General features: G+C 67.2%; 23 protein-coding genes. 6 read left to right on the plus strand and 17 right to left on the minus strand.

The annotated features are described in order from the left end of the window. Window positions 1-84: 84 nt before the first annotated feature. From ACZ50Z_RS09065 to ACZ50Z_RS09075, 3 genes are all read right to left on the minus strand, one after another. On the minus strand, window positions 85-951 hold the full coding sequence (locus tag ACZ50Z_RS09065) for a hypothetical protein (protein ID WP_464483249.1): 867 nt from the start codon (window positions 949-951) through the stop codon (window positions 85-87). Next, entirely contained in the window at window positions 948-2,195 is a 1,248-nt protein-coding gene (locus ACZ50Z_RS09070; RefSeq protein ID WP_464483250.1) for an acyl-CoA dehydrogenase family protein, read from the minus strand. The genes ACZ50Z_RS09065 and ACZ50Z_RS09070 overlap by 4 nt, the downstream gene beginning before the upstream one ends. Window positions 2,196-2,274: 79 nt before the next feature. Continuing rightward, a complete protein-coding gene (locus tag ACZ50Z_RS09075) occupies window positions 2,275-2,664 on the minus strand; it encodes a DUF1801 domain-containing protein (protein WP_464483251.1) in 390 nt (129 codons plus the stop codon). A gap of 129 nt (window positions 2,665-2,793) precedes the next feature. Between ACZ50Z_RS09075 and ACZ50Z_RS09080 the strand changes: the two genes are divergently transcribed. From ACZ50Z_RS09080 to ACZ50Z_RS09090, 3 genes are all read left to right on the plus strand, one after another. Next, window positions 2,794-3,600, plus strand: a complete 807-nt coding sequence (locus ACZ50Z_RS09080) for an acyl-CoA thioesterase (RefSeq protein WP_464483252.1) — start codon at window positions 2,794-2,796, stop codon at window positions 3,598-3,600. A gap of 62 nt (window positions 3,601-3,662) precedes the next feature. Next, window positions 3,663-4,181: a nuclear transport factor 2 family protein gene (locus ACZ50Z_RS09085; RefSeq protein WP_464483253.1), complete on the plus strand. Its 519-nt coding sequence runs from the start codon at window positions 3,663-3,665 to the stop codon at window positions 4,179-4,181. A 7-nt stretch (window positions 4,182-4,188) separates the two neighbouring features. Next, on the plus strand, window positions 4,189-5,289 hold the full coding sequence (locus ACZ50Z_RS09090) for an NAD-dependent epimerase/dehydratase family protein (protein WP_464483254.1): 1,101 nt from the start codon (window positions 4,189-4,191) through the stop codon (window positions 5,287-5,289). Here ACZ50Z_RS09090 and ACZ50Z_RS09095 read toward each other — a convergent pair. Both ACZ50Z_RS09095 and ACZ50Z_RS09100 read right to left on the minus strand, forming a co-directional pair. Further along, window positions 5,286-6,263: an NAD-dependent epimerase/dehydratase family protein gene (locus tag ACZ50Z_RS09095; protein ID WP_464486143.1), complete on the minus strand. Its 978-nt coding sequence runs from the start codon at window positions 6,261-6,263 to the stop codon at window positions 5,286-5,288. The two genes, ACZ50Z_RS09090 and ACZ50Z_RS09095, sit on opposite strands and share 4 nt — an antisense overlap. Further along, a complete protein-coding gene (locus ACZ50Z_RS09100; protein ID WP_464483255.1) occupies window positions 6,263-7,234 on the minus strand; it encodes an aldo/keto reductase in 972 nt (323 codons plus the stop codon). Before ACZ50Z_RS09100 ends, ACZ50Z_RS09095 begins: the two co-directional genes overlap by 1 nt. Before the next feature lie 94 nt (window positions 7,235-7,328). Here ACZ50Z_RS09100 and ACZ50Z_RS09105 point away from each other — a divergent pair, with 94 nt between their 5' ends. Further along, window positions 7,329-8,645 (plus strand): acyltransferase family protein, encoded by a 1,317-nt coding sequence (locus ACZ50Z_RS09105; RefSeq protein ID WP_464483256.1) that lies wholly within the window; start codon window positions 7,329-7,331, stop codon window positions 8,643-8,645. Between the two features lie 105 nt (window positions 8,646-8,750). Here the strand turns inward: ACZ50Z_RS09105 and efeB are convergent, their stop codons facing one another. The 4 genes from efeB to ACZ50Z_RS09125 all read right to left on the minus strand — a co-directional run bounded on the left by efeB (window position 8,751) and on the right by ACZ50Z_RS09125 (window position 13,820). Beyond that, entirely contained in the window at window positions 8,751-10,052 is a 1,302-nt protein-coding gene (efeB, locus tag ACZ50Z_RS09110) for an iron uptake transporter deferrochelatase/peroxidase subunit (protein ID WP_464486144.1), read from the minus strand. A gap of 17 nt (window positions 10,053-10,069) precedes the next feature. Beyond that, window positions 10,070-11,248 (minus strand): iron uptake system protein EfeO, encoded by a 1,179-nt coding sequence (gene efeO / locus ACZ50Z_RS09115; protein WP_464486145.1) that lies wholly within the window; start codon window positions 11,246-11,248, stop codon window positions 10,070-10,072. A gap of 61 nt (window positions 11,249-11,309) precedes the next feature. Next, a complete protein-coding gene (gene efeU, locus ACZ50Z_RS09120; protein ID WP_464483257.1) occupies window positions 11,310-12,893 on the minus strand; it encodes an iron uptake transporter permease EfeU in 1,584 nt (527 codons plus the stop codon). A 93-nt stretch (window positions 12,894-12,986) separates the two neighbouring features. Continuing rightward, window positions 12,987-13,820 carry a DUF3097 domain-containing protein gene (locus ACZ50Z_RS09125; RefSeq protein ID WP_464483258.1) on the minus strand — a complete coding sequence of 278 codons (834 nt, stop codon included), beginning with the start codon at window positions 13,818-13,820 and terminating at the stop codon, window positions 12,987-12,989. 221 nt (window positions 13,821-14,041) lie between these two features. On the opposite strand from ACZ50Z_RS09125, the gene ACZ50Z_RS09130 reads away from it, so the two are divergent. Then, window positions 14,042-14,329 (plus strand): DUF3349 domain-containing protein, encoded by a 288-nt coding sequence (locus ACZ50Z_RS09130; RefSeq protein ID WP_464483259.1) that lies wholly within the window; start codon window positions 14,042-14,044, stop codon window positions 14,327-14,329. 14 nt (window positions 14,330-14,343) lie between these two features. Here ACZ50Z_RS09130 and ACZ50Z_RS09135 read toward each other — a convergent pair whose 3' ends face one another. From ACZ50Z_RS09135 to ACZ50Z_RS09160, 6 genes are all read right to left on the minus strand, one after another. After that, a complete protein-coding gene (locus ACZ50Z_RS09135) occupies window positions 14,344-15,318 on the minus strand; it encodes a patatin-like phospholipase family protein (RefSeq protein ID WP_464483260.1) in 975 nt (324 codons plus the stop codon). Window positions 15,319-15,384: 66 nt separating this feature from the next. Next, the gene (locus tag ACZ50Z_RS09140) at window positions 15,385-16,455 is read right to left on the minus strand and encodes an ABC transporter ATP-binding protein (protein WP_464483261.1); all 1,071 of its coding nucleotides are present in this window, start codon (window positions 16,453-16,455) and stop codon (window positions 15,385-15,387) included. A gap of 2 nt (window positions 16,456-16,457) precedes the next feature. After that, complete coding sequence (locus tag ACZ50Z_RS09145; RefSeq protein ID WP_464486146.1) at window positions 16,458-17,264, minus strand: carbohydrate ABC transporter permease; 807 nt, start codon at window positions 17,262-17,264, stop codon at window positions 16,458-16,460. A gap of 22 nt (window positions 17,265-17,286) precedes the next feature. Beyond that, window positions 17,287-18,255 carry a carbohydrate ABC transporter permease gene (locus tag ACZ50Z_RS09150; protein WP_464483262.1) on the minus strand — a complete coding sequence of 323 codons (969 nt, stop codon included), beginning with the start codon at window positions 18,253-18,255 and terminating at the stop codon, window positions 17,287-17,289. Next, window positions 18,252-19,577 carry an ABC transporter substrate-binding protein gene (locus ACZ50Z_RS09155; RefSeq protein ID WP_464483263.1) on the minus strand — a complete coding sequence of 442 codons (1,326 nt, stop codon included), beginning with the start codon at window positions 19,575-19,577 and terminating at the stop codon, window positions 18,252-18,254. Before ACZ50Z_RS09155 ends, ACZ50Z_RS09150 begins: the two co-directional genes overlap by 4 nt. Before the next feature lie 12 nt (window positions 19,578-19,589). Further along, the gene (locus ACZ50Z_RS09160; protein WP_464483264.1) at window positions 19,590-20,561 is read right to left on the minus strand and encodes a sigma-70 family RNA polymerase sigma factor; all 972 of its coding nucleotides are present in this window, start codon (window positions 20,559-20,561) and stop codon (window positions 19,590-19,592) included. Between the two features lie 168 nt (window positions 20,562-20,729). Here ACZ50Z_RS09160 and ACZ50Z_RS09165 point away from each other — a divergent pair, with 168 nt between their 5' ends. Next, a complete protein-coding gene (locus ACZ50Z_RS09165) occupies window positions 20,730-21,080 on the plus strand; it encodes a DoxX family protein (RefSeq protein WP_464483265.1) in 351 nt (116 codons plus the stop codon). An 11-nt stretch (window positions 21,081-21,091) separates the two neighbouring features. Here the strand turns inward: ACZ50Z_RS09165 and ACZ50Z_RS09170 are convergent, their stop codons facing one another. Next, a complete protein-coding gene (locus ACZ50Z_RS09170) occupies window positions 21,092-21,892 on the minus strand; it encodes a ketosteroid isomerase family protein (protein WP_464483266.1) in 801 nt (266 codons plus the stop codon). Beyond that, window positions 21,892-22,452 carry a pyrazinamidase PncA gene (gene pncA, locus ACZ50Z_RS09175; RefSeq protein WP_464483267.1) on the minus strand — a complete coding sequence of 187 codons (561 nt, stop codon included), beginning with the start codon at window positions 22,450-22,452 and terminating at the stop codon, window positions 21,892-21,894. Before pncA ends, ACZ50Z_RS09170 begins: the two co-directional genes overlap by 1 nt. Window positions 22,453-22,462 lie beyond the last annotated feature (10 nt).

Raw genomic sequence — 22,462 nt, forward strand, 5'->3', positions numbered from 1 at the left:
CCACGCTCCTTCGTCGCCTTCGGGAAGGTTATCCTTCCCGCCTGGGCGATCCCAACCAGCTCCCAAACGGGCGCGGGACCCGGCTCAGCCGACGACGTCGAAGACCGCCGCGGCAGACGTCACGGCCTTGTCGGCGTTGCCCTCGTCGTGCAGCAGCATGCGCACGCCGACGCGCCCAGGACCGCCGGAATGCGCGGTGCCCTCGACCCGGAAGGGCCCCACCTTGCCGCGAGACATGAACATGACATGCCAGCTGACGACCTGCAGCTTCTTGGTTCCCGCCACCTCGGCGGCCAGGTCGATCGCCGCGGTCTCGAGGACGACGTGCTGGGGCCCGATGTGCAGCGCGGCGTCCGGTGACGCGAGTTCGGTGCTGAGCTCGGGCAGGATCCAGTGGCCGTCGCCGCGACGGCTGGCGCCAAAGGCCCGCCACAGCGGCGGCAGCTCCGGAGAATCCTCGACCACCAACTCCGTGCCCGAAACATCCATCCTGTCCAGGCCTTCGGGTGGGATGCCGATGATCGCCCCCTGCCCCTCGTTGAAGGCGATCACCCGGTTCGGGTTGTCTGCGTCGACGATCGTGCATCGCCCGTAGCCCATGGTGCGGCCCTGGTGCACGATGCCGGACCCGACGATCTCGACCCTTTTCACGTCGTAGCCGGGGTCGACGATCTGTACCGATGCGATCACCGGGTTGGGCACGGCGACCATGTCGGTCTGGCAGCCCTCAGGGGAGGAAATGGCCAACGGCGCCACCATGATTCCGCCCGCCTCGTTGCGCATGTCGCGGCGGATGATGACGGTATCGTCGGTCTCGCCGAGATCCATCGACGAGTGTTTGCGGCCGATGTAGCGGTAGCTCAGCAAGCCCGTCCAGCGCCGGTACAGTTCGTCGCGGTAGGCGTCGGTGTCCCCCGCCAACTCTCGGATGTCACGAAGCTTCTCGCTCAATTCCGTTCGCCTCCCGGGCTTTTGCCGCGCCGCACCTGATTGAACGGAACTCCGCGGTCGTCGGCGCGCTCGCGCGGAAAGTTCAGCACCCGCTCGCCGATCACGTTGCGCGCCATCTCGGTGGTGCCGCCGCCGATGCTGGCGGTCTGCCGGCCCAGATAGCGCGTCCCGATGTCGAGCAAGGCGCCGGCGTCCTCGACCACGGCCGACGTCCCCGACACTGCAAGGGCGGTGTCGGTTTCGACGTCGTGAACTGCGGCCATCGAAAGCCGGATGATCGATCCGGCGGTCGGCGGCAGGGTGCCTCCGGCGACGGCGTGAAAGACGTGCTCGCTGAGTTGACCGTGGACCGTGCGGTGGACCAGGGCGCGCCCGATCATTTCCCGGATCCGTTCGCTGTCGTGCTGGTCGGTCCTGTCGACCAACGACAGCAGGTCAACCGAAACATCTTCGGCCTCAGCGATTCCCGGGCCGCTGGTGTACTCCGAACCGTCGCCCATGCTGCGGCGCTCGTGATAGAGCTGGCGCGACGCGACTTCCCAGCCCTTGCCCGGCTCGCCGACGACGGCGTCATCTCCCACGTCGACGTCGTCGAAGAACTCTTCGCAGAATTCGATCGACCCGTTGACCTGTTCGACGCGGTTGATCGTGATGCCGGGATGGTGAAGCGGCACCAGGAACATCGTGAGCCCCTCGTGTTTGGGCACGTCCCAGTTGGTGCGGGCCAGGCACAGTCCGTAGTCGGCTGCGAATGCCCAGGTGCTCCAGGTCTTGGCGCCGTTGATGATCCATCGTCCGTCCCGGCGCTCGGCGCGGGTGATGACGCCCGCCAGGTCCGATCCCCCGCTGGGTTCCGAGAGCAGCTGCACCAGCACCTCGTCGCCGCGCAGCGCGGCGGGGATGTGAGTGCGCTTTTGCTCCTCGCTGCCCATGTCGAGAATCGTGGCGCAGCAGATGGCGAAGGACGGGACGTTGAGCAGAAGCGGCGTCTCGTAGCCGAGCGACTCGGCGTCAAAGGCCTTCTTGTATTCGTAGCTCAGCCCGAGGCCGCCATACTCGCGCGGGAAACAGATGCCGGCGAATCCGCCCTCCCACAAAAGCTTCTGCAATTCGCGCGCCCGGTGCCACGACGGCAGCTGATCTCGCTCCAGCGACGCCGCCCTGGCGGGATCGAGTCGTGGCATATTCGCGGCGAGCCAGGCTCGGGCCCGGCCCCGAAATTCCTCGACCGACTCGGAAGTCACCGGCTGGCCTCTCATTCGAGCATCGACCTTGTGCTGGGCGACTGTACAGCAGCGGCTACGCGGGTGTACAGATCGGCCCTTACGACGTGTTCAACTCCGCCGCGGCACGGACGAGCGCCATCAACGCCTTCTCGTCGATCGCGTCGCCCTGGTGAAAATCGATCGCGCGCCTGGTATTGCCCTCGAGGCTGGAATTGAAGAGACCCGACGGATCCTGCAGCGACGCGCCCTTGGCAAACGTCATCTTCACGACGCTCTTGTAGGTCTCGCCCGTGCAGATCATCCCGTCGTGGTACCAGGTTGGAACGCCCCGCCATTTCCACTCCTCGACGACGTCCGGAACGGCGCGCTTGATCAGCTGCCTGAGGCGAGCGAGCGTCTCGCCGCGCCAGTCCCCCAGCTCCTCGATCCTGGCATCGATCAGCTCGGCGGGAGATGCGGTTGCGGTGTTGTCCTTCGGGTCGGCCATCGCGTTTCGCTTTCCGTGGGGTTGTCGCTCGCCGGACCGTACCTCACCCAATGGTGTTCGGCCGCCCCACGCGCCCGGACCCCGTGTCCGGCGGGCAGGCCGCGCGCAAGTAATCTGCGGTCGACCAACATGACCGACACACATCCTTTCGATGAGGCCGTCCGCCTCGATCCGATCAGCGCGGATGTCAGACGCGGGCGTACGCACGCGGAGTGGGCCAACATGGTCGGACCGTTCGGTGGCATCACGGCCGCCGTCATGCTGGCCGCCGTCGACGGGCACCCCGAGCGCATCGGGGATCCGCTCGCCCTGACCGTCAACTTTGCCGCACCGATCGCCGACGGCGACTTCGACATCGGGCTTCGCGCCGCGCGCACCAACCGCACCAACCAGCATTGGATTGTCGAGCTCAGCCAGGACGGGGTGGTCAAGACCACGGCGACCGCGATCTTCGCGATCCGGCGCGAGAGCTGGGCCGACACCGAAGCGCATCCGCCGAGTGCGCCGGCCCCGGAGCGGTTGTCTTCCGTCGATCCGGGCCTCGTTCGATGGACCGGCCTCTACGACACGCGGTACGTCGAGGGGGCGATGCCCGGCAAGGGCGGGGATCCGAGCCCCTCATCGACCTCCACGCTGTGGGTGCGTGACCGCGCACGCCGCCCAGTCGACTACCCGGCGCTCGCGGCGCTGTGCGACATCTTCTACCCGCGGGTGTTCCTGCGTCGCGGCGGTTTCCTTCCGTCCGGGACGATCTCGTTGACCACGTATTTTCATGCCGATCAGCAACAACTCGAGGCGGTCGCGGACGACTTCGTGCTGGCCACCGCGCACGCCAACCGCTTCGCCGACGGCTACTTCGACCAGAGCGCGCAGGTATGGACGCGGGCGGGCGGTCTTCTGGCCTCCACCCATCAGATCGTCTACTTCAAAGGCTGACAGGTTTACACTTCGCCAGGGAAACGTCACGCCAGGACGCTTAGGGAAAGAATCGAGCCGCAATGACAGAGCCCGCGGAAAGCCTGGTCGCCGACACGTTGCCGGCGATCGAGTCCATCAAGCAACTCAAAGCGCGCTACTGCCGCCACCTGGATACCAAAGACTGGGCGGCCTGGCGAACGATCTTCGCTGACGACTTCGTCAGTGACACCTCCGAAGCGGGCGGCAAGGTAATCGCCGGCGCCGACGACTTTGTGGCCTTCACCCGCCAGGCCCTCGGCCGCCCCACCCAGCCCACCGCGCACCAGGTGCACACCCCCGAAATCCAGCTCACGTCGGCGACGACGGCCCGCGGAATATGGGCGCTGCAAGACGTTGTGCGGTTCGGGCCCGGGGTGACCTTGGTCGGCTACGGCCACTACCACGAGACCTACGAAAACGTCGCGGGCCGGTGGCTTATCAAGAGCTCCAAGCTAACTCGACTCCGCGAGGACATCGCGACTCCGCTATTCTCGATCTACGTATCCCCCCGAATCCGCACGGCGATCGGCAAAATCGCCGGCCGGCTGATGGAACAGTGACGCGCCCATGACTGTCGACACCGTCCTGGTCACCGGCGCGTTCGGACAGGTGGGGAGGCGCTGCACGCAGCTCCTGCTCGACCGGGGGCGCACCGTCGTCGCAATGGACCTGCGCAACGACAACACCGTGGCCGTCGAAAAACAACTGACCGCCGCGAGGCACCCCGGGACGCTGATTCCCGCCTACACCGATCTCCTGGACGCCGACGCAGTGCGCGATCTTCTCGCCGCGCACCGGCCCGGAGCGATCGTTCACCTCGCCGCCATCGTCTCCCCGCCGTCGTACCGCAATCCTGGGCTCGCCCGGCGCGTCAACGTCGGTGGCACCGAGAATCTATTGGCGGCCTGCGCCGCACTCCCCCACCCACCGCTGTTCCTCATGGCGTCCAGCGCCGCGGTGTACGGATCGCGAAATCCGTTCCGCCAGCCCGAGCGGATCACCCCGGACACCCCGGTCAATCCCATCGATCAGTACGGGCAGGACAAAGTGCTTGCCGAGGCGGCGATCCGCGCCAGCGGCCTGCCCCACGCGCTCTACCGCCTCGCGGGCGTCATCTCGCCGGACACCCAGGCCAGCATCAATGGTGACTACCTCATCCTGATGCGGTCGATGCCAAGCGATAACCGCATCCATGCGGTGGATGCGCGTGACGTGGCGCTGGCCTTCGCCAACGGCGTCGATCGCGAAGCCGCAATTTCCGGCAAGGTGTTGCTCATCGGCGGCAACGAGACGTACGTGCTTCTGCAGCACGGCCTGCAGGACGACCTCATGACCGCGGCGGGCCTGGGCCCGCTGGGACCCTCTGCCGGCCTGCCGGGCGATCCGGGTGACGACCGTGGCTGGAGTTTCACCGGCTGGTACGACACCACCGAAGCGCAGGCGCTGCTCGATTTTCAGGAGCACGACTGGCAGCAGACCGTGGACTGGGTCGCCGAGTCGCAGGGCCCCGCGCGAAACGTGCTGCGGCTGCTCGGCCCGGTCTTGCGACCGATTCTGCGTGCCGTGTTCATGGTGCAGCGCCGGATGGAGGGACGCGGCCCCTACGCCGACCCGTGGGCATTGATCGAAAAGAAGTACGGCACAGCGGCGTTGGCCAGCAGCGACTAGCGCGAGGCGAACCAGAGCGCGGCCTTGCGGATCGAGTCCTCGACGGGTTCGGGAGTCCATCCCAGTTCGCGGGTGGCCTTGGAGTGATCCAGCGGCGACATCAATTCGGCCATCCGGATTCCCGCGTGGGCGAATGGCAAGTCGCGGCGGAGCAGGCTGGCCGCCACGTCGTTGACCCGCGCCCCGGCTCGCAGCATCGACATCGGGATGCCGATGCGCGGCGGCCGCCTGCCGACGGCGGTGGCGGCGATCTCGTGCAGCTCCCGGATGCTCATGTACCTGTCGGAGACGATGTAGCGTTCGCCGTTGCGCCCGTGCTCGGCGGCGAGAAGCATTGCCCTGGCAGCGTCTTCGATGCCCACGACTTCGGCCGAGTAATCGAAATAGAACGGGAAGCGGCCCTTGGCGACCATGGCGATCAGCGACCCATGCGGTGTGGGCGCCCAGTCCCCCGGGCCGTAGGTGGTGGAGATACACATCGCCACCCCGGGCAGCCCTTTGTCCCGCGCATACGACAGCAGCAGGTCCTCGCCCGCCACCCGCGCTTCGATGTAGGCGCCGCCCTGGTCCCAGTTGTGCGGGTCCTCCTCGGTGACCGGTTTGCCGTCGCTGATCGCCAAAGCGCCTGTGGTGCTGGTGTATACGAACCGTTTCAAGTCGGCGCCCAGGGCCGCGTCCAGAACGTGACGCAGGCCCTCGACGTTGGTGCGGAACAGCGGTGCCGGATCGCGCAGCCACATCCTGGCGTCGACGACGCAGTAATAGACGACGTCGCAGCCCGTCATCGCGGCGCGCAGCGCGGCGTCGTCGAACACGTCGCCGTAGCACCGCTCGACGCCGAGATCGTCGATACCCGCCGTGGAGCTGGTGCGCCGCAACATGACTCGTACGCCTTCGCCCGCCGTCACCAGCTGTCGGGTGACGTGTGAACCCAGAAACCCGCTGGCGCCGATCACCAGCTTCTTGTCGGCCACTAGCGGTCGATCCATGCCATTTGCGCCTCCGCGTGGTGCCCTCCCACCGGAGGGGTGAGGCGGTCGAGCCGCGCCACCTGGTCGCGGGTCAGCTCCAACGTGTCAGCCCCGACGTTTTCTTCCAGGCGGGTGACGCGTTTGGTGCCCGGAATCGGCACGATGTCGGGGCCTTTCGCGAGCAGCCACGCCAACGCGACTTGAGCCGCCGTCGCGCCGGCGTCCGCGGCGATGTCGCGCACTTCGTCCGCGCAGCGCAGGTTGTGCTGGAAGTTCTCGTCGAAGAACCGCGGGTTTGTCTTGCGGTAATCGGTGTCGGGTAGCTCCTCGGTGGAGCGGACGGTGCCGGTGAGGAAGCCGCGGCCCAGCGGCGAGTAGGCGACGAACCCGATGCCCAGCTCCCGCAGGGCCGGCAATACCGCCGGTTCTTGGTCGCGCGTCCACAGCGAATACTCCGACTGGACGGCCGTGACGGGATGCACCGCGTGGGCGCGGCGGATGGTGTCTACGCCGACTTCGGAAAGGCCGATGTGCCGGATCTTTCCGGCGGCGACCAGCTCGGCCAACGCGGACATCGTGTCCTCGATCGGGGTGTGGCGGTCGAGGCGATGCTGGTAGTACAGATCGATGTGGTCGGTCGCGAGCCGCCGTAGCGAACCGTCTACGGCCAGGCGGATATTGGCGGGGCTGCTGTCGAGTCCGTCGCGGCCGGTGTGCGAGATGAGGCCGAACTTGGTCGCCAGCACCACCTTATCGCGGCGGCCCCGCAGGCCACGCGCCAGAAGTTCCTCGTTGACGTAAGGGCCGTACACCTCGGCGGTGTCGATCAGGGTGACACCGAGGTCGATGGCGCGGTGGACGGTGCGGATCGATTCGGCGTCGTCGCTGCCGGCGCCGGCATAGGCTACCGACATTCCCATCGCGCCCAGTCCGAGGCGACCGACCCGCAGCTCGCCGAGTTGAGCCTGTTGCATGGCCCTTCTCCTGTTCTTGACGTGATTCAGCGAGGCCTCGCTGCGCCGGACGGTACCGTGGCGCTGTGTCCCGCGTCGAGCTTCCCCCGATCTGATGGGCCGCGCAAACAGCCCGCGCCCGACCCGCGATCTGGCGGTCGACTATTACCGCGTATCCGGAGTGGTGCTGATCGTGCTGGGACACTGGCTGGCCGGGTCGGTGACCTACCACGATGGGCAGTTCGGCCGGCAGAACCCGCTCGTCGACATGCCGTGGACCCAGTGGCTGACCTGGCCCTTCCAAGCGGTGCCAACTTTCTTCCTGGTGGCCGGTTACGCCGGCGCGGTGTCGTGGATGCATCGCCGTGACACCCAAGGGGTCTCGCGCCAGACGTGGTTGCAGCATCGGCTGGCCCGGGTGCTCGGCCCGACCGCCGCGTACGCGGTGCTGGTGTCGGTGGTCGTGGTCGTGCTGGGCATGTGCGGCGTCGCCGGTTCGGTGCTCGAGTACGCCGGCTGGGCGGTGGCGATGCACCTCTGGTTCCTGGCCGTGTATCTGGTGGTGGTCTCGCTGACGCCGGTTGCAATTGCCGCACACCGCCGTTGGGGACTGTGGGCGCCGGCGGTCCTCGCGTTGGCCGTCGCGGCCGTCGATGCGGTCAGGCTGAGCACCCACGTGCACTATCTCGACTGGGTGAATTACCTGTTGGGCTGGGGCGCCTTGTATCAGCTCGGGATCGCTTGGCGCGGTGGGCTATTGACGGGACGCAGGCCCTGGCTGCTGGCCGGCGTCTCGGCGGTGGCGCTGGCGGTGTTGATCTGGCTGCGGGTCTATCCGGTCAGCATGATCGGCGTCCCCGGCCAAACCATCGACAACACGACACCGCCCACCGTGGCGCTGTTGGCCTTTGCAGGCGTGCAGACCGGCATCGTGATGGCGCTCGCGCCCGCCCTCAACCGCGCGCTGCGCGCCATCCGCGTCGAGCGGGTGCTGTCCATCGCCAACAACAACATCATGGCCCTCTATCTGTGGCACATGATTCCCGTCGTGATCGTGGCGATCGTCGGGTACCCGGCCGGGCTCCTGCCGCAACCTCCCGAAGGCAGCGCCGCCTGGTGGCTGGCCCGATTGGAATGGGTGGTCGTCCTCAGCGTCGTGACGGCGGTCGAGATCGTCCTGTTATGGTGGGCGCGACGGATTTTCGCGTCTCCCCTGCCGTTGCTCGGTGTCCCGCTCACCGAACGCTGGGCGGAACCGGTGATGTTCGTCGGCGCCGCGCTGGCCGCCTACGCCCTCGCCGTGGTCGCGGCCGAGGGCTTCGCTCCCGACGGGCGCTTCCCGTGGCCAATCGCGATAGTTTTCGCCGCCGGAGCGCTCTTCGCGGCGTTGCGCCCCGCGGCCCGTTCGGCCGTTCGCGGGCAAACCGTGTAGTCGCGCCGGCGGCGTCGCACTAGATCTAACGGAAGACATCGCGACGGCTCGCCGCCGGCTCCCGAGGTGCCGCACGAGCGGCCGCACCGGGACAGCTGAATTCACTCAGCCGAACAGTCTTTGGCCGATGTAGTGGCCTTCGGCCGGCGCGGGAGGCACCGCGAAGATTGCTGATCCGATGTGGCGGATGTATTCGTTGAGCAGATCGTGGGCGCCGAGGCGGTTCTGCAGGTGGATAAAAGCTTGCGGATCGTTTTGATACGAGATGAACAGCAGGCCGGCATTGAGTTGGCCGTTGGCGTCGAGACCGTCGGTGTAGTTGTAGGACCGTCGTCGGATCATGATGCCGCCATTGTTTTCCCGGGCCGCCAGGCCCACGTGGGACAACGGATCGATGAGCGGGTTGCCGTCGGCTCCTTTGGCGGCGAAGTCGGGCGTATCGAATTCAGCCTTGCCGCTCAGCGGCGCCCCTTCGTCCTTGGTGCGGCCGAAGATCCTCTGCTGGTTGCCGATCCGGTCGACATCCCATGTTTCCAGCAGCATCCGGATCTTGCGGACGACCTGGTAGGTTCCGCCGTTCATCCAGGGCTGGTCGCCGCTGGCGACCCAGACGAATTTGTCGTACTCCGCGGCGGTCGCGACGTTGCGGGTTCCGTCTTTGAATCCCAACAGGTTTCGCGGTGTGTGCTGACCGGGGCCAGCGGACGCGCGACCGAATCCCAGCACCGCCCAGAACGGTGAGACGATGTTGCGACCGAGCCGGGCCACGTTGCGCACGGCGTGGTAGCAGACCTGCGGATCGTCGGCGCACGCCTGCACGGACAGGTCGCCGCCGTGCAGGCGAGGGTCGAAGTTGTCCCCGTTGAGCGGTGGCAGGTCGGTGAACCCGGCGGGCCGTCGAGCGGCCAGTCCGAACCGGTCACCGAACAGCGCCGGGCCCAGCCCGACGGTGACGGTGAGGCTGGCGGGGCTCAGCCCATAGGCTTCTCCCGTGTCGGCGGGCGGCTGCACGTCGACCTGCGGCTGTACGGTACCGACGGGTTTTCCCTGCTGCAGGACCGCGACCGCGGCGGACCAGCGCGCCAACAGGGTCTGCAGCTCGACGCGGCCGGCGCCGGCGGCCATGGAGAAGGACATGAACATGGCGTAACGCTGCGGCGGGGTGTCGACTCCACCCTGGTGCGCCTGGCCGTAAAAGGGGTAACTGCGACGCAGGTCGACGGTGTCGTCGTCATCGCCGCGCTGTCCGGCGGCCATCGCGTGCCCGGCGAGGCCTCCCCCCACGGCACCGAGGGCGGCGCCGCTGAGCCCGGCCAGCATGGCACCGCCGAGCGCGCGGCGGCGCGACACCGCAGGCGAATCTTGCTGCTCCCCAGAACTTCCCGAACTGTCGTCGGCGAAATCCATCCTGTCGTCGGACACGATCAGCCGCCCGCGACGACTTTTTGGGCGACGGTGGACAGGCTCTGGTGCAGCGGCTGGATGACCGCTGTCAGCTTCGGCGCGTCGCTGGCCCTCAGCGCCGGCGTGTAGATCTTGTAGCCGCCGAGGGCGGTGGGGTCGCGGTAGCCGTCCAGCGTGGCGAGCACGCTCTGAAACTGCTGATCGATCTGTTTGACGAGATTGGCGTCGATCCTGTCCAGGCCCGGCCGCAGCGACGCGTACGCCTGCTGGGCCCCTTCGACGTTCCCCGAAAAGTCCATCAGGTCAATGTGACTGAAGGCCTCTTCCTCGCCGGTGATCTTGGTGTTTTGGATCTCTTCGATCAGGTCGCTGGCGCCGTTGGCCAAGTCCTCGGGCTTGTACGCCAGGGTGGTGACGATGCCGTTCAATTTGCCGACGTTGCCGACCAATTCGGTACTGAACGCCTTTGTTGCGGTGGTGATCGCGCCGCCCTGCCAGAGATCACGTTCGATGGCGTGGAAGCCCTTCCACCCGACCTTGGCGTCGACCGGGGTGGACTCCCGCATGTCGATCAGGTAGTCGAGGTTGCCGGCGTTGTCACCGACCGCGAACCCCGGCAGCACGAAGCCCTCCACGGTGGACTCCGCACGCTCCCAGAACAACCGGGCTTTGGCATAGGACGCCTTCGCGGCGTCGAGGTTGCCCGACTGCACCGCGGCATCGAGGGCCTTGACGCCGTCGTCGAGTTGGGCGATCTGGTTGACGATGTAGGCCGCGTAGTCCTTGGTGCCCTGGTTGAGGATGCTGGCCACGGTGCCCGTCGGCGTCGCCGGCGCGGTACCGGTCACGGTCAGGGTCTGGTATTCGGTGCTCGCCCCCGGGCAGTAGAGCTGATAGGTACCGCCGTCCAACGTGACGGTGAACGACACGGGATCCAGGCCGGGCGCGAGGTTCTCCTTCTCGCCGACGATCCGCTGGTCTCTGAGCAATTCGAGTTCGTTGATACCCGGGGCGTTGGTGTTGGCCACCGTGAAGGTCACCGGTCCGGCGGGCACGCTGGTGATGTCCAGTGTGCAGCCGTCCCTGCCGGAATCGTTGGCCATGGTGACCTTGACCGCGTTGGTGACGCCGGGTTTCGGTTGCGTCGCGGGGCCCGAATGCGTGCTCGAGTGCCCGCAGCCGGCCGCGGCGACGGCCATGACGGCACCCAAAGCCGTTGCGGCCGAGCGCATCGTCAAGGACCGTCGCCCCGCCCGCGGGCTACGATTCACCATCAATCGTGTGTCCTCTCTCGTGGGCCGGCTCCCGTTGCCGCATAGAGGCTATAGCGCCGAGACCGCACATCAGGGCGAAACCGCCAAGCATCAACGGAAGCCAGACGTTCCACAGCTGCCGTTCCCCGCGATTGCGTCCGCTCGCGGCGATGTCGGATGCAGTCGAGTGGTCTTCGGCACCGGACGTGGACCAGTCCGTCACTAGCCCACCGAGACTTACGGTCTTGGCCCCGATCAGCCCGCCTCCGGTCAAAATCGCCGTGCGGTTGCTCGTCGCTTGCGCACTCACGACGGAATCACCCTGCGCGAGCACGGTATACACGGTGGTGGTTGACCATTGACCCTGAAACGGCCCCGGGGTGCGGCCGATCCCGAGACCGACGGGCAGGCGGCCGCCCGTCATGCTCAGCAACTGATCGAGGGTGACTTCCGGCGCACCATCGGCGCCGGCAGCCTCGGACGCCTGCCATACCTGGACCGGCAAGCCGTCCACGGTCTGGTGGTCAGCCGGGACAAGCAGAATGTGGCGGACGGTCGCGGTGCCCTCGGGGACCACGGTCAGCTCGCGTCCGTGCGGCCCGATCCCCATCGATACCGCCGCGGTGTGGCCGGACCGGTCGGTGACGGTGCGGGCCCGCACGTTCGGCGAGGAGCCGTCGGCGGGCGTCATGAGCGCCAGGCCCCCGGCCGCGATGAGCAGCAGCGTCGAGGCGGCCGCCAGCAGCCGGCTCCGGGCCCGCGGCGCGGCGGCGAGCCGGGCCGGCCACAGAAACACGACGAGCACCGGCACGGCATACAGCAGCCAGCCCAGCGCCTCGATCAGGCGCGGGTCGGCGGGGATGCCGAACACGCCCGCGGTCACCGCGCCCAGGACGGAATTGCCCGGCATCCACCCGGACAGGTCGAGCACCTGCTGCTGGCCGATGCTCACCCAGCCCGCCTCGTGTGCGGTGCGCAAGGCTCCCACCACCAGCCCGGCGGCGATCAGCACCAAAAACACCCCGGTCACCCGGAAGAACCGGCCGAGGTTGAGTCGCACGCCACCGAAGTACAGGCCCACGCCGAGCCCGATCGCCGTCGCGATGCCCACGGAACCGCCGAGCAGGGCGAACCACCGGTTGCCGTGCGACGTCTCGGCGGCGGCCAGCAAGAACACCGACGTCTCGAAGCCCTCCTTGAGGACGGCGAGGAACGCCATCGCGGCCAGCGCCAGCGCGCCGCCGCGGTTGACCGCCCGCCGGGCTTCGCGCTCGAGCTCGCCTTTGAGCTGCGCGGCGTTGCGGTTCATCCAGATGATCATCGACGTCACGAACACCACGGCGATGGCGTTGATGACGGTTTCCATCATCTCTTGCTGGACCTGCGGCAGGCTCGCGGCGAACAGGTCGAGGCCGACACCCACCGCGACGCTGAGCACCACGGCCAGGACCACGCCGGCGAACATCGGGCGCAGCGTCTGGCCGTTGCGCTTGAGGAAGGCGCCGACGATGCTCACGATGAGCGAAGCCTCGAGGCCTTCGCGGAGGCCGATGAGGAACGTGCCTATAAATACGCCGAATACGCCCTGCATGCGCCCTATTTCTGTCCCGCCGATCAGGACTTGCGGCTTAGCGTAGCCGACCTAGGAGGCGCCCGATCGGCCCTGGCCGTTCGGACGCCGAAGTCAGGTGGCCGGCTGCGTCACGAAGTCGATGAGTTCCTCGACCCGGCTGATCAGTGCCGGCTCCAGGTCGTTCCAGTCGCGGACCCGCGACCGGATATGCCGCCAGGCCCTGGCGATGTCCGCCTGATCGGCATGCGGCAAGCGAAGCGCCTGGCATGCACCGTGTTTCCAGTCCACCTGCCGCGGCACGTCCGGCCAGGCGGCCAGCCCCAGCCGCTGTGGCTTCACGGCCTGCCAGATGTCGACGTAAGGGTGACCGACGACGAGGGTGTCGGTGCCGCCCGGGCCCCGTCGCACCGCGTCGGCGATGCGGGCTTCTTTGGAGCCGGTGACGAGGTGGTCGACGAGCACGCCGAGGCGCCGCCCCGGGCCCGGCGCGAACTCCGCGACGATGTCCACCAAATCGTCGACACCGCCGAGTTGCTCGACGACGACGCCTTCGATCTTCAAGTCCTCGCCCCACACCTGCGCGATGAGTTCGGCGTCGTGGCGGCCCTCGACATAGATCCGGCTGGCGCGAGCGACTCGCGCGCGCACACCCGGCACCGCCACCGACCCCGACGCCGTTCGTGCCGCCGCGACCGGTGCCGCCCGCCGCGGGGCGGTGAGGATGACGGGGCGGCCCTCAAGCAAATACCCAGGGCCCAAAGGAAAGCCGCGCACATGACCTCGCCGGTCTTCCAGGTCCACCCGACCGTATTCGACGCGCACCACCGCGCCGACGTAACCGGTTTCGACGTCCTCGACGACCAAGCCCAGGTCGGCCGGGTGTTCGGTCGAACGGGGCTTGCGTCGTCCCGCGGCCAGCACATCGGTTCCATAGCGATCCACCACGCGGCAATACTAGAAAGCCTTGCGGCCAAACAGCGTTACGGCGCGCCACGGCGTGGCGAGGGTCGGCAAGATCACTCTCGCGACATCAACGCGGCCGAGCCGTAAAAAGGTGCCTTTAACTGTGTGGCGTTACCTGGCTGATGACGTCGCCGATGGTACGTTGCTAGCTAAGGCAAGCACTGCCGCTCATGCGCAACTTGCGGCGGTTAGCGAGGTGGACTATGGACTTGTCGCACTGGGTGACAAGCATTGTGGCGTTTGTGCGAGCCGGCTACCCCACCGGAATGCCGGCCCCCGGCCACGTGCCGCTGGTGGCTTTGACACGCCGGCGACTCTGCAACCACGACATCACTGCCATCGCAAGCGATCTCATCGCACGACGCGTCTGGCCGATCAGCCCCATCGACATCGGGGTGGAAATCACCCGGATCACCAACCAACTGCCGACACCCGATGACGTCGAGCGTGTCCAGCGGCGCGTTCACGCGATTCGCTGCTCGCGCGGATAGCAGCGGCCGGCATTTCACCGCCGTCGCGGTGAATTGTGCACCGGGCCTCCGCACGCTGCAAGATAATCCGCATAATTCCACGTCTGCAGAAACTGTTGGCCCGCTTGCAATCCTCGTTGGTAGAGGGCTTCACGCTGCTGCACCGTGATGTCGAAGTCGATCGGGCTGACTTCGTCGGCATCCACGAAGATGGTGCGCCGTACGGTGCACGGATCATCGATGTAGGCGTTGTCCTGGTTGCTCACCAGCGTCTCTATCGCGGCCAGCCCCAACGAGACCGGCCCATGGACGGGATGCGTGGGTGGGATGCCGGGACGCGCGGACAGCCGGATTCCGAATGTGGGCCACCGCGGTTGGGCATCCGGCCGATCGAACAACTGGACCGGAAAGTCCGACAGCAATCCACCGTCCACCCACGTCGCGCCGGCGACCCGGACGGGCTCGAACACGTACGGGATGGCCGACGAAGCGTGCACCGCGCGTGCCACCGAAAAGTCATCGGGGTCGATGCCATACGTGCTGAGGTCCCATGGGATTCGCACCAGGCGGCGCCGTGACAGGTCGCTTGCCGTCACCACCAGGGACCACGCGAACTGTTCGGGCTGCTCGCCCGTGCGCAGATCGCCGAACGTGCGCACGCCCAGGTCCGCGAGCAGGCCGGCGAGCAACTGTTCGAGGTAGGCCCCGCGGTACACACCGTCCGACGTCAGCAGGGACAGCGCCCCACCGATCAGCGGAACCCGTCCGATCAGATTGCGGTCCAGGAATTTCCGGTAATCGATGGCGCGCATGATCTCAGCCAAGCGGCTGAGCGGCTCACCGGCGACCTGCAGGACGGCCACCAGCGAGGCGACAATGGCGCCCGCACTGCTTCCCGCGACGCGGGGAAATCGGTACCCGGCCTGGTCGAGCGCATCCACCGCTCCCACCAGCCCGATCCCCCGGACACCGCCGCCTTCGCACACGAGGTCGGCACGCACATCACTCACTGCCACCAGCCTAGCCGGGCCGGGCCGGGCTGTGCCTGCACGGCACGCCGAGATCCGCGAGCGCGATCAACACAGCCGGTGGCCGTCCACACCGAAGAAATGGAGGTGTCCCGGCTGCGGGTGCAGGCGCACCCTGCTGCCCCGCGCCGGCGGATTGCGCCCGTCGGCGCGCGCCACGATCGGCGCGTCGATTACCTTGCCGGAGCCGGTGATTCGCCCGTACAGGTAGGCGTCGGCACCCAGCTCCTCCACCACGTCCACCTCCATCTCGACACCGAGGCCACCCAACTCGAAATGCTCGGGTCGGACCCCGACGACCACCTCGCCTGCGGCGCCGGCGATCTCGCGCGGCACCGTGATCGGCCAATCACCAAGCGACACCGCGGAATCCACGATGGGCAGGGTGAACAGGTTCATCGCCGGCGAGCCGATGAAACCCGCCACGAAAACGTTGTCCGGGTTTCGGTAGAGGTCACGCGGCGGGGCGAATTGCTGCAGCACACCGTCGCACAGCACGGCGACGCGGTCACCCATGGTCATCGCCTCGACCTGATCGTGGGTCACGTAGACGGTGGTCGTACCCAGCCGCCGTTGCAACGCGGCGATCTGGTTGCGGGTCTGCACCCGCAGTTTCGCGTCGAGATTGGACAGCGGTTCGTCCATCAGGAACACCTGCGGCCGGCGCACGATCGCGCGGCCCATCGCCACGCGCTGGCGCTGCCCGCCGGACAGGTCTTTCGGTTTGCGGTCGAGATACGGTTGCAGGTCAAGCAGTTTCGCGGCGTCCAACACCCGTTCGCGGATCTGCGCCTTCGGGGTTTTGGCGATCTTCATGGCAAACCCCATGTTCTCGGCCACCGTCATGTGCGGGTAGAGCGCATAGTTCTGGAAGACCATCGCGACGTCCCGGTTTTTGGGATCGACATTGGTGACGTCCCGGTCGCCGATCCGGATCCGCCCGGAATCCACGGTTTCCAGCCCGGCGACCATTCGCAGCGAGGTGGTCTTGCCGCAGCCCGATGGCCCCACCAGAACGACGAACTCGCCGTCGCCGACAACGAGATCCAGGTGGTCCAGGGCCGGGCGATCCGCTTCGGGGTAGCGCCGCGTCGCCTGCTCGAAGCTGACCGAGGCCATGATCACCCACCCATCCCCGTGACCGCGATGCCGCGGACAAACGAGCGTTGCGCGAACGCGTAGATGACGACCAGCGGCAGCATGATGAGGATCGAGGTCGCCATCAGGACCGGCCATCGGGCAACGTATTCGCCCTTCATCCGGACCAGCCCCAGCGTCAGGGTGGCCAGGCTGTTGCGCTGAATCATCAACAGCGGCCAAAGAAAATCGTTCCAGACGTTGACCCAGGTGAGCACCGCGAGCACCATCACCGCCGGCCTGGCGTGGGGCAGCAGGATCCGCCAATAGACCTGCCACGGCGAACAGCCGTCGAGTATCGCGGCTTCCTCCAGATCGGTGGGCAGGGTGCGGAAGAATTGCCGCATCAAATACGTGCCGAACGCACTACCGAAGAAGCCCGGCACGATCATCGCCCAGGGAGTGTCGACCCATCCCAGCGTCCGCATGACGAGGAACTGCGGGATCACCGTCACCGTCAGTGGCACCATCAACGTGCCCAGATACACCACGAACAGCGCATCGCGGCCGCGAAAGTCCAGCCGCGCGAACGCGTATCCGGCCAGTGAACAAAAGAAGACGTGCCCCGCGGTGACGCACCCCGCGTAAAGCACGGTATTGAAGAACATCCGGCCAAACGGCAGCAACGTGAACACCTCGGTGTAGTTGGACCACCGCGGGTGCACCGGCAGCAGTGTGGGCTCGCTGACCTCGCCCTCGGTTTTCAGCGAGCCCGACACCGCCCACGCAATCGGGAACAGCGCGCACCAGGCAATGCCGAGCAGCGCGGCATAGACCATCCCCCCGCGCATCGCGGTGCGCCTGATGACGCCTTCACTTAAGCCCACGCGAAGTCTCCAAAGAACGTCGATGGCTGACTTTCAACTGGATTACGGTCAGCACCAGCAAGACGGCGAACATCACCCACGCCAGCGCGGACGCGTATCCGAATTCGAGGAACGAAAACGCGTGCTGGAACAGCATGATGCCAAGGACGTAGGTCGCCGATTCGGGACCGCCATTGGCGCCGGTGAGGACGTAGACCATGTCGAACGCCTGAAAGGCGTGGATGACCGAGATGATGACCACAAACGAGATCGACCCCCGGATCAGCGGCACGGTGATCGAGACGAATTGCCTTATCTCGCTGGCTCCGTCGATTTTTGCCGCCTCGTATACCGTCCCGGGGACGCCCTGCATCGCGGCCAGCAGGACGACCGCGGCGAACGGCACGCTGCGCCAGACGCTGACGATGCACAGCGAAACCATGGCCCAGCGGGGCTCGACCAACCACGGCACCGGGCCGAGCCCGACCCAGCCGAGCATGATGTTCAGCAAGCCATTGTCGGTGTTGAAAACGAACTGCCACACCACCGCCATGACCACCGAGGAGATGGCCAGAGGGAGAAAGACAATGGTGCGGAAAAAGCCGATGCCCCTGACTTTCTGGTTCAGCACTCCGGCGACGGCCAGACTGATGACGACCGTGGGCACCACCGTCCCCAGCGTGAAGATCACCGTGTTGCGGATCGCGATCAAAAACAGCGGATCCGAGGTGAAAAGTTCCTCGAAGTTCTTCAGCCCCACGAATTTCGGCGACGTGAACACATCCCACCGCGCAAAGCTCATGTACAGCGAGAAGCCCAGCGGGAAGAGCATGAACACAGCGACCGCCACCAGGTTGGGGGCGACGAACAGCCGGCCCGCCCAGGCGTGCCGGCGCCAGGGGCTTGGGTTTTCCGGGTTCACTCCGGCCGCCGTTCGCGCCGGGGCGGCCGCGCCGCCTGAGTGCGTCGCGGTCATGGACTGCGCAGCACTTCGTCGACGGAACGGGACAAGCCGGCCAAGGACGTCGCCGGTTGGCGCCCACGCAGGATGGGACCAAAGTTACGGTCCATCAAGGCATTCACCTTCTCCCACGCCGGAGTGATCGGCAGGCCTTCCGAAAACGCCGGGCCCTGGGTGAGCACGCTGAGATTGCCGATCCGTCGATGGGCATTGGCGAATCCTTCCGATTGGAGGGCCGAGCGCAGCACGGGAACGAACAGGCACGATTCACCGATCAACGCCTGCCCGACGGGACCGGCCGCGAACTTCACGAACTCCCAGGCCTGCTCCTTGCGGGGACTGGTCGACGAGATGCCCAGCCCGGTCGCGCCGATGTCGGAACACGCCGCGCGTCGGTTGGCGAGCGCCGGGCCGACCGGCAACGGCGCGACATCGAAATCGAGATCCTCAGCGCGCAGGTAGGTCTGGTAGCGCCAGTGCCCGCTCAGCGCGATCGCCGCACGCCCCACCGCGAAAAGGTTGGGGGTGGACATCGACTGCGTCTCCGAGGCGTTCGGCGCGACCTTGTATTCGTTGGCCAGGTCGGCGTAGAACTGCACCGCCTCCTGGAAGGCGGCATCGTCGAAATTGAGGTGGGTCGGATTCACCCGCGGGCTGGACCACGGGACGCCGTTGTTCATCGCGAACAATCCCGCCGAGTAGGTCGACACCCAGGTGTTGACGAAGCCGTACTGCGCGGCGCGCCCGGAGGCGTCGCGCTTGGTGAGCGCGCGGGCAGTCTCCAGGAATTCGCTGAAATCCCAAGGCCGTTCCCACGTCGGGGGCGGGGCCGGCACCCCGGCGTCGGCGAACAGCCGCTTGTTGTAGAACAGGTAGTTGCCCGACCATTGTTCGGGAAGCGCGAACTGTCTTCCGTTGAATCTGAAGGTTTCATACAGCGCCGGGATGCTGTCCCCCTTGAGCTGCTGGGCGAACGCTTTGTCCCGCGCCAACAGGTCGTTCAGGTCAAGCAGCACGCCGCGGTCGGCGAGTTCGGCGTACGAGAGTTCCCACGTCATCAGCACGTCGGGGCATTTGCCACCGACACAAAACGTCGAAAGCTGTTGCATGACGCCCGGCCCGGACAACACCGCACGCACCTTGATGTCCGGATGGCGGCGCGTGAACTCGTCGACGATGCGCATCCGTGCCTCACGCTCGTCCGGATTGGCCGCGAAGAAGAAGGTCAGCGCGTCGTCGTCGGGGGCGCAGCCGGCGGACCACGGTGCCAGCGCGGCGGCGGAAAGCGCGCCGGCGCCCCGCAGCAGGCTGCGCCGTCCGAACGGCTTATCGAGCATGGCTCTCCCGGTCTAGCCGTGTTCCCGGCCGTTGGCCGGCTCTGTCTGACGTCCTTGGTACCCGATGAGGTTGTGATGTTCCTGGATCGGTCGGCGCGGCAGCGCCAACGCCGCCCGGCGGATGCGTTCGGCATCGCCGGTGATGTCGATCGTGCGGATGCGATCGTCGGCCCCGATGCCGATCACCAGCAGGACCTGGGCGCGCCCGCGGGCGACGAGCACGATGCCCGGGGCCCCGTCGATGAGCATGACAGCGCCGGCGCGCGCCCGCCGGGCGAACCGGCGGGTCTCCTCGGCGACCTGCCTGGCGCCGCGCACCGTGCTGGGCACGTCCGCGGGGACCAGGGCCCGGTCGACCGTGCGCACGACGTCGGGCGCCAACAACTCGAGCAGACCGGCGATATCGCCGCCGCGGGAGGCCGCCAGAAACGCCGCCACCACCTCGAGGTGGCCGGCCGTGCGGCGGGGTTCGGCGGCCGGGTCGGCGTGCAGGCGGCCGCGGGCCCGGCTGGCGAGTTTCTTCGCGGCATCCGGCGTCCGGTGCAACAACGCGGCGATCGTCTCGAAGGGCATGGCGAACACGTCGTGCAGCACGAAAGCGACGCGCTGCGCCGGCGAGAGCCGGTCGAGCACGACGAGCAGTGCGCTGCTCACCGACTCCGCCAGCAGCGCGTCCTCGTCGGCCGGTGCCGACGCCGCCTCCGCCAGCCGGTCGAGCTCGTCGGGCTCGCCGAGGGGCTGCTCGGCCCGCCGCTTGCGCGCCCGTAGCTGGTCGAGCGCCTCGCGCGCGGTGATCGTCGTGAACCAGCCGGAGAGGTTGTCGACGGCCCGAAAGTCCGCGTGGCTGGCCTTCAGCCACGCCGACTGCACCGCGTCGTCCGCATCGGCCACCGAGCCCAGCAGCTGATACGCGACCGACCGCAGGTGTCGCCGATCCGCGTCGAAGCGCTGGGCGAGGGCCACCAAATCCGTTGTTGCGCTCATGGGTCACCTTTTCTGCACGGAAATCGTCAAGGAGATGACCGCATCCACCGGACTTCCTGTTGCGAAGGAGACCAACACCATGACCCTACCGATTGTGCGCCCCGGCGCGCTCTGTCACCATGCAATTCACCGCTGCGGAATTCGCTGCGCGACAAGGGATTGATTCACATGAACACCGCACTTGTCGTGATCGCCCTGTCGACCGCGGCGGTCACCGCCGCCATTGCCATCGCCGATCTCGTTCCGGCTCGATTCGTGTTGGCGAACTCCGCCGAAGTCGGGGTGCCGCGTTCGTGGTTACCGGCGCTGGGCGCGGTGAAGTTGGCCGGGGCCGCCGGGATCGTGGTCGGGCTGCTGGGCCCACGCGAATTGGGAATCGCGGCCGCCGCCGGTCTCGTCCTGTTTTTCATCGGCGCGGTGTTGACGCACGTCAAGGCGCGCGTCCTGTACAACATCGCGTTCCCGGCGGCCTACCTGTGCCTGGCCGCAACGTCGCTGGCGCTGATGGTCGTGCACTGAACGCCGGCCGATCAGCCGGGAAAGTACCGGATCCGCTCGATCGCGTTGCCGCGCCACGCCACGTCGGCGAACATGATGGCGCGACCGTGGTCCGAGTTGATCGAGACCGCCACCGTCGGGCCGGCGCTGTTCATCTTGGTCGCGCCGGCCCCGTCCAGTTGCTCGACCAGTTCGGCCAGCTCGAGCGGGTCGCGATCACCCAAAGTTATTGCCGCCCTTGAGGACAACGTCCGGGCCGCGGCGAACGTGTCTTTTTGCGCGACCGCGGCGAGAAAGGTCTGCACGAGCCGCTGGTGGCGCGCGCCCACTCGACGGAATCCGGCCGTGAATCCTGCGGTCCCCCGCCATCCTTGATTGGACAGCAGGCCTTTGGACAGGTGCAGCGCGGGGCGCACCGCGCCTCGGCCGGCACGCAGGAACTGCGCCATCATGGCGGGCAGCTCCCAATACGCCCGTAGTTCGCCGATCAGCCACTCGCCGTTGGCTTCTCGGAGGTCATAGCGCAGGAACGCGGGAATGTACATGGTCACGGCCGGGCCCATGGCCACCTCGAGCTCGAGATCGCGCAGCACCACCGTGCCGAAGACGACGTCGAGATCGCGATGGAATTTGATGTCGCGCGGGCCGATGAACGTGTCGTAGAAGCGGCCGATCTGTTCATGCCCCACGTGAGGTCGGGAACCCACCGGGTCCTCGACCCGGCCGTCGCCGGTGAACAGCCCCACCCACCCGGCGCGATCGTGCGCGGCAGCCGCCTGTGGTGAGCGCTCCACCGCCGCGAGCAGATGTTCCCGGTCCAGTGGCACCACCATTACGGTCCCCCCACCAATTCGATGCCGCCGGATTCCATTTCCGCCAGCGCCTGGGCGGCCGAATCCGGTGCCGCGGCTGCGGTCAGATCCATCAGCACCCTGGTCCTCAGACCCGCCTTGGCGGCGTCCTCGGCGGTCCGCCGGACGCAGTGGTCGGTGGCGATGCCGACCACGTCGACGTCGTCAACCCCGCGCTGCCGCAACCACTCCAGGAGGGGGGTGCCGTTCTCGTCGGCACCTTCGAAGCCGCTGTACCCCGCGGAGTAGGCGCCTTTGCGAAAGACGGCATCGATGCGCGTGGTGTCCAGGTCGCGGCGAAGATCCGCGCCCGCGCTTCCCGCGACGCAGTGCGGGGGCCACGACGTGGAATAGTCCGGCCGGTCGGAGAAATGGTTTCCCGGGTCGATGTGGAAGTCCTGGGTCGCCACCACGTAGCGATAGCCCGGCCCGCCGGCCAGATAGGCGTTGACGGCGGGCGCGACCGCGGCGCCGCCGGTCACCGGCACTGCGCCGCCCTCGCAGAAATCGTTTTGCACGTCGACGATGATCAACGCTCGCACGGGCTCCACA

It is taken from the genome of Mycobacterium sp. NTMscope_MAC_269, assembly GCF_976985695.1.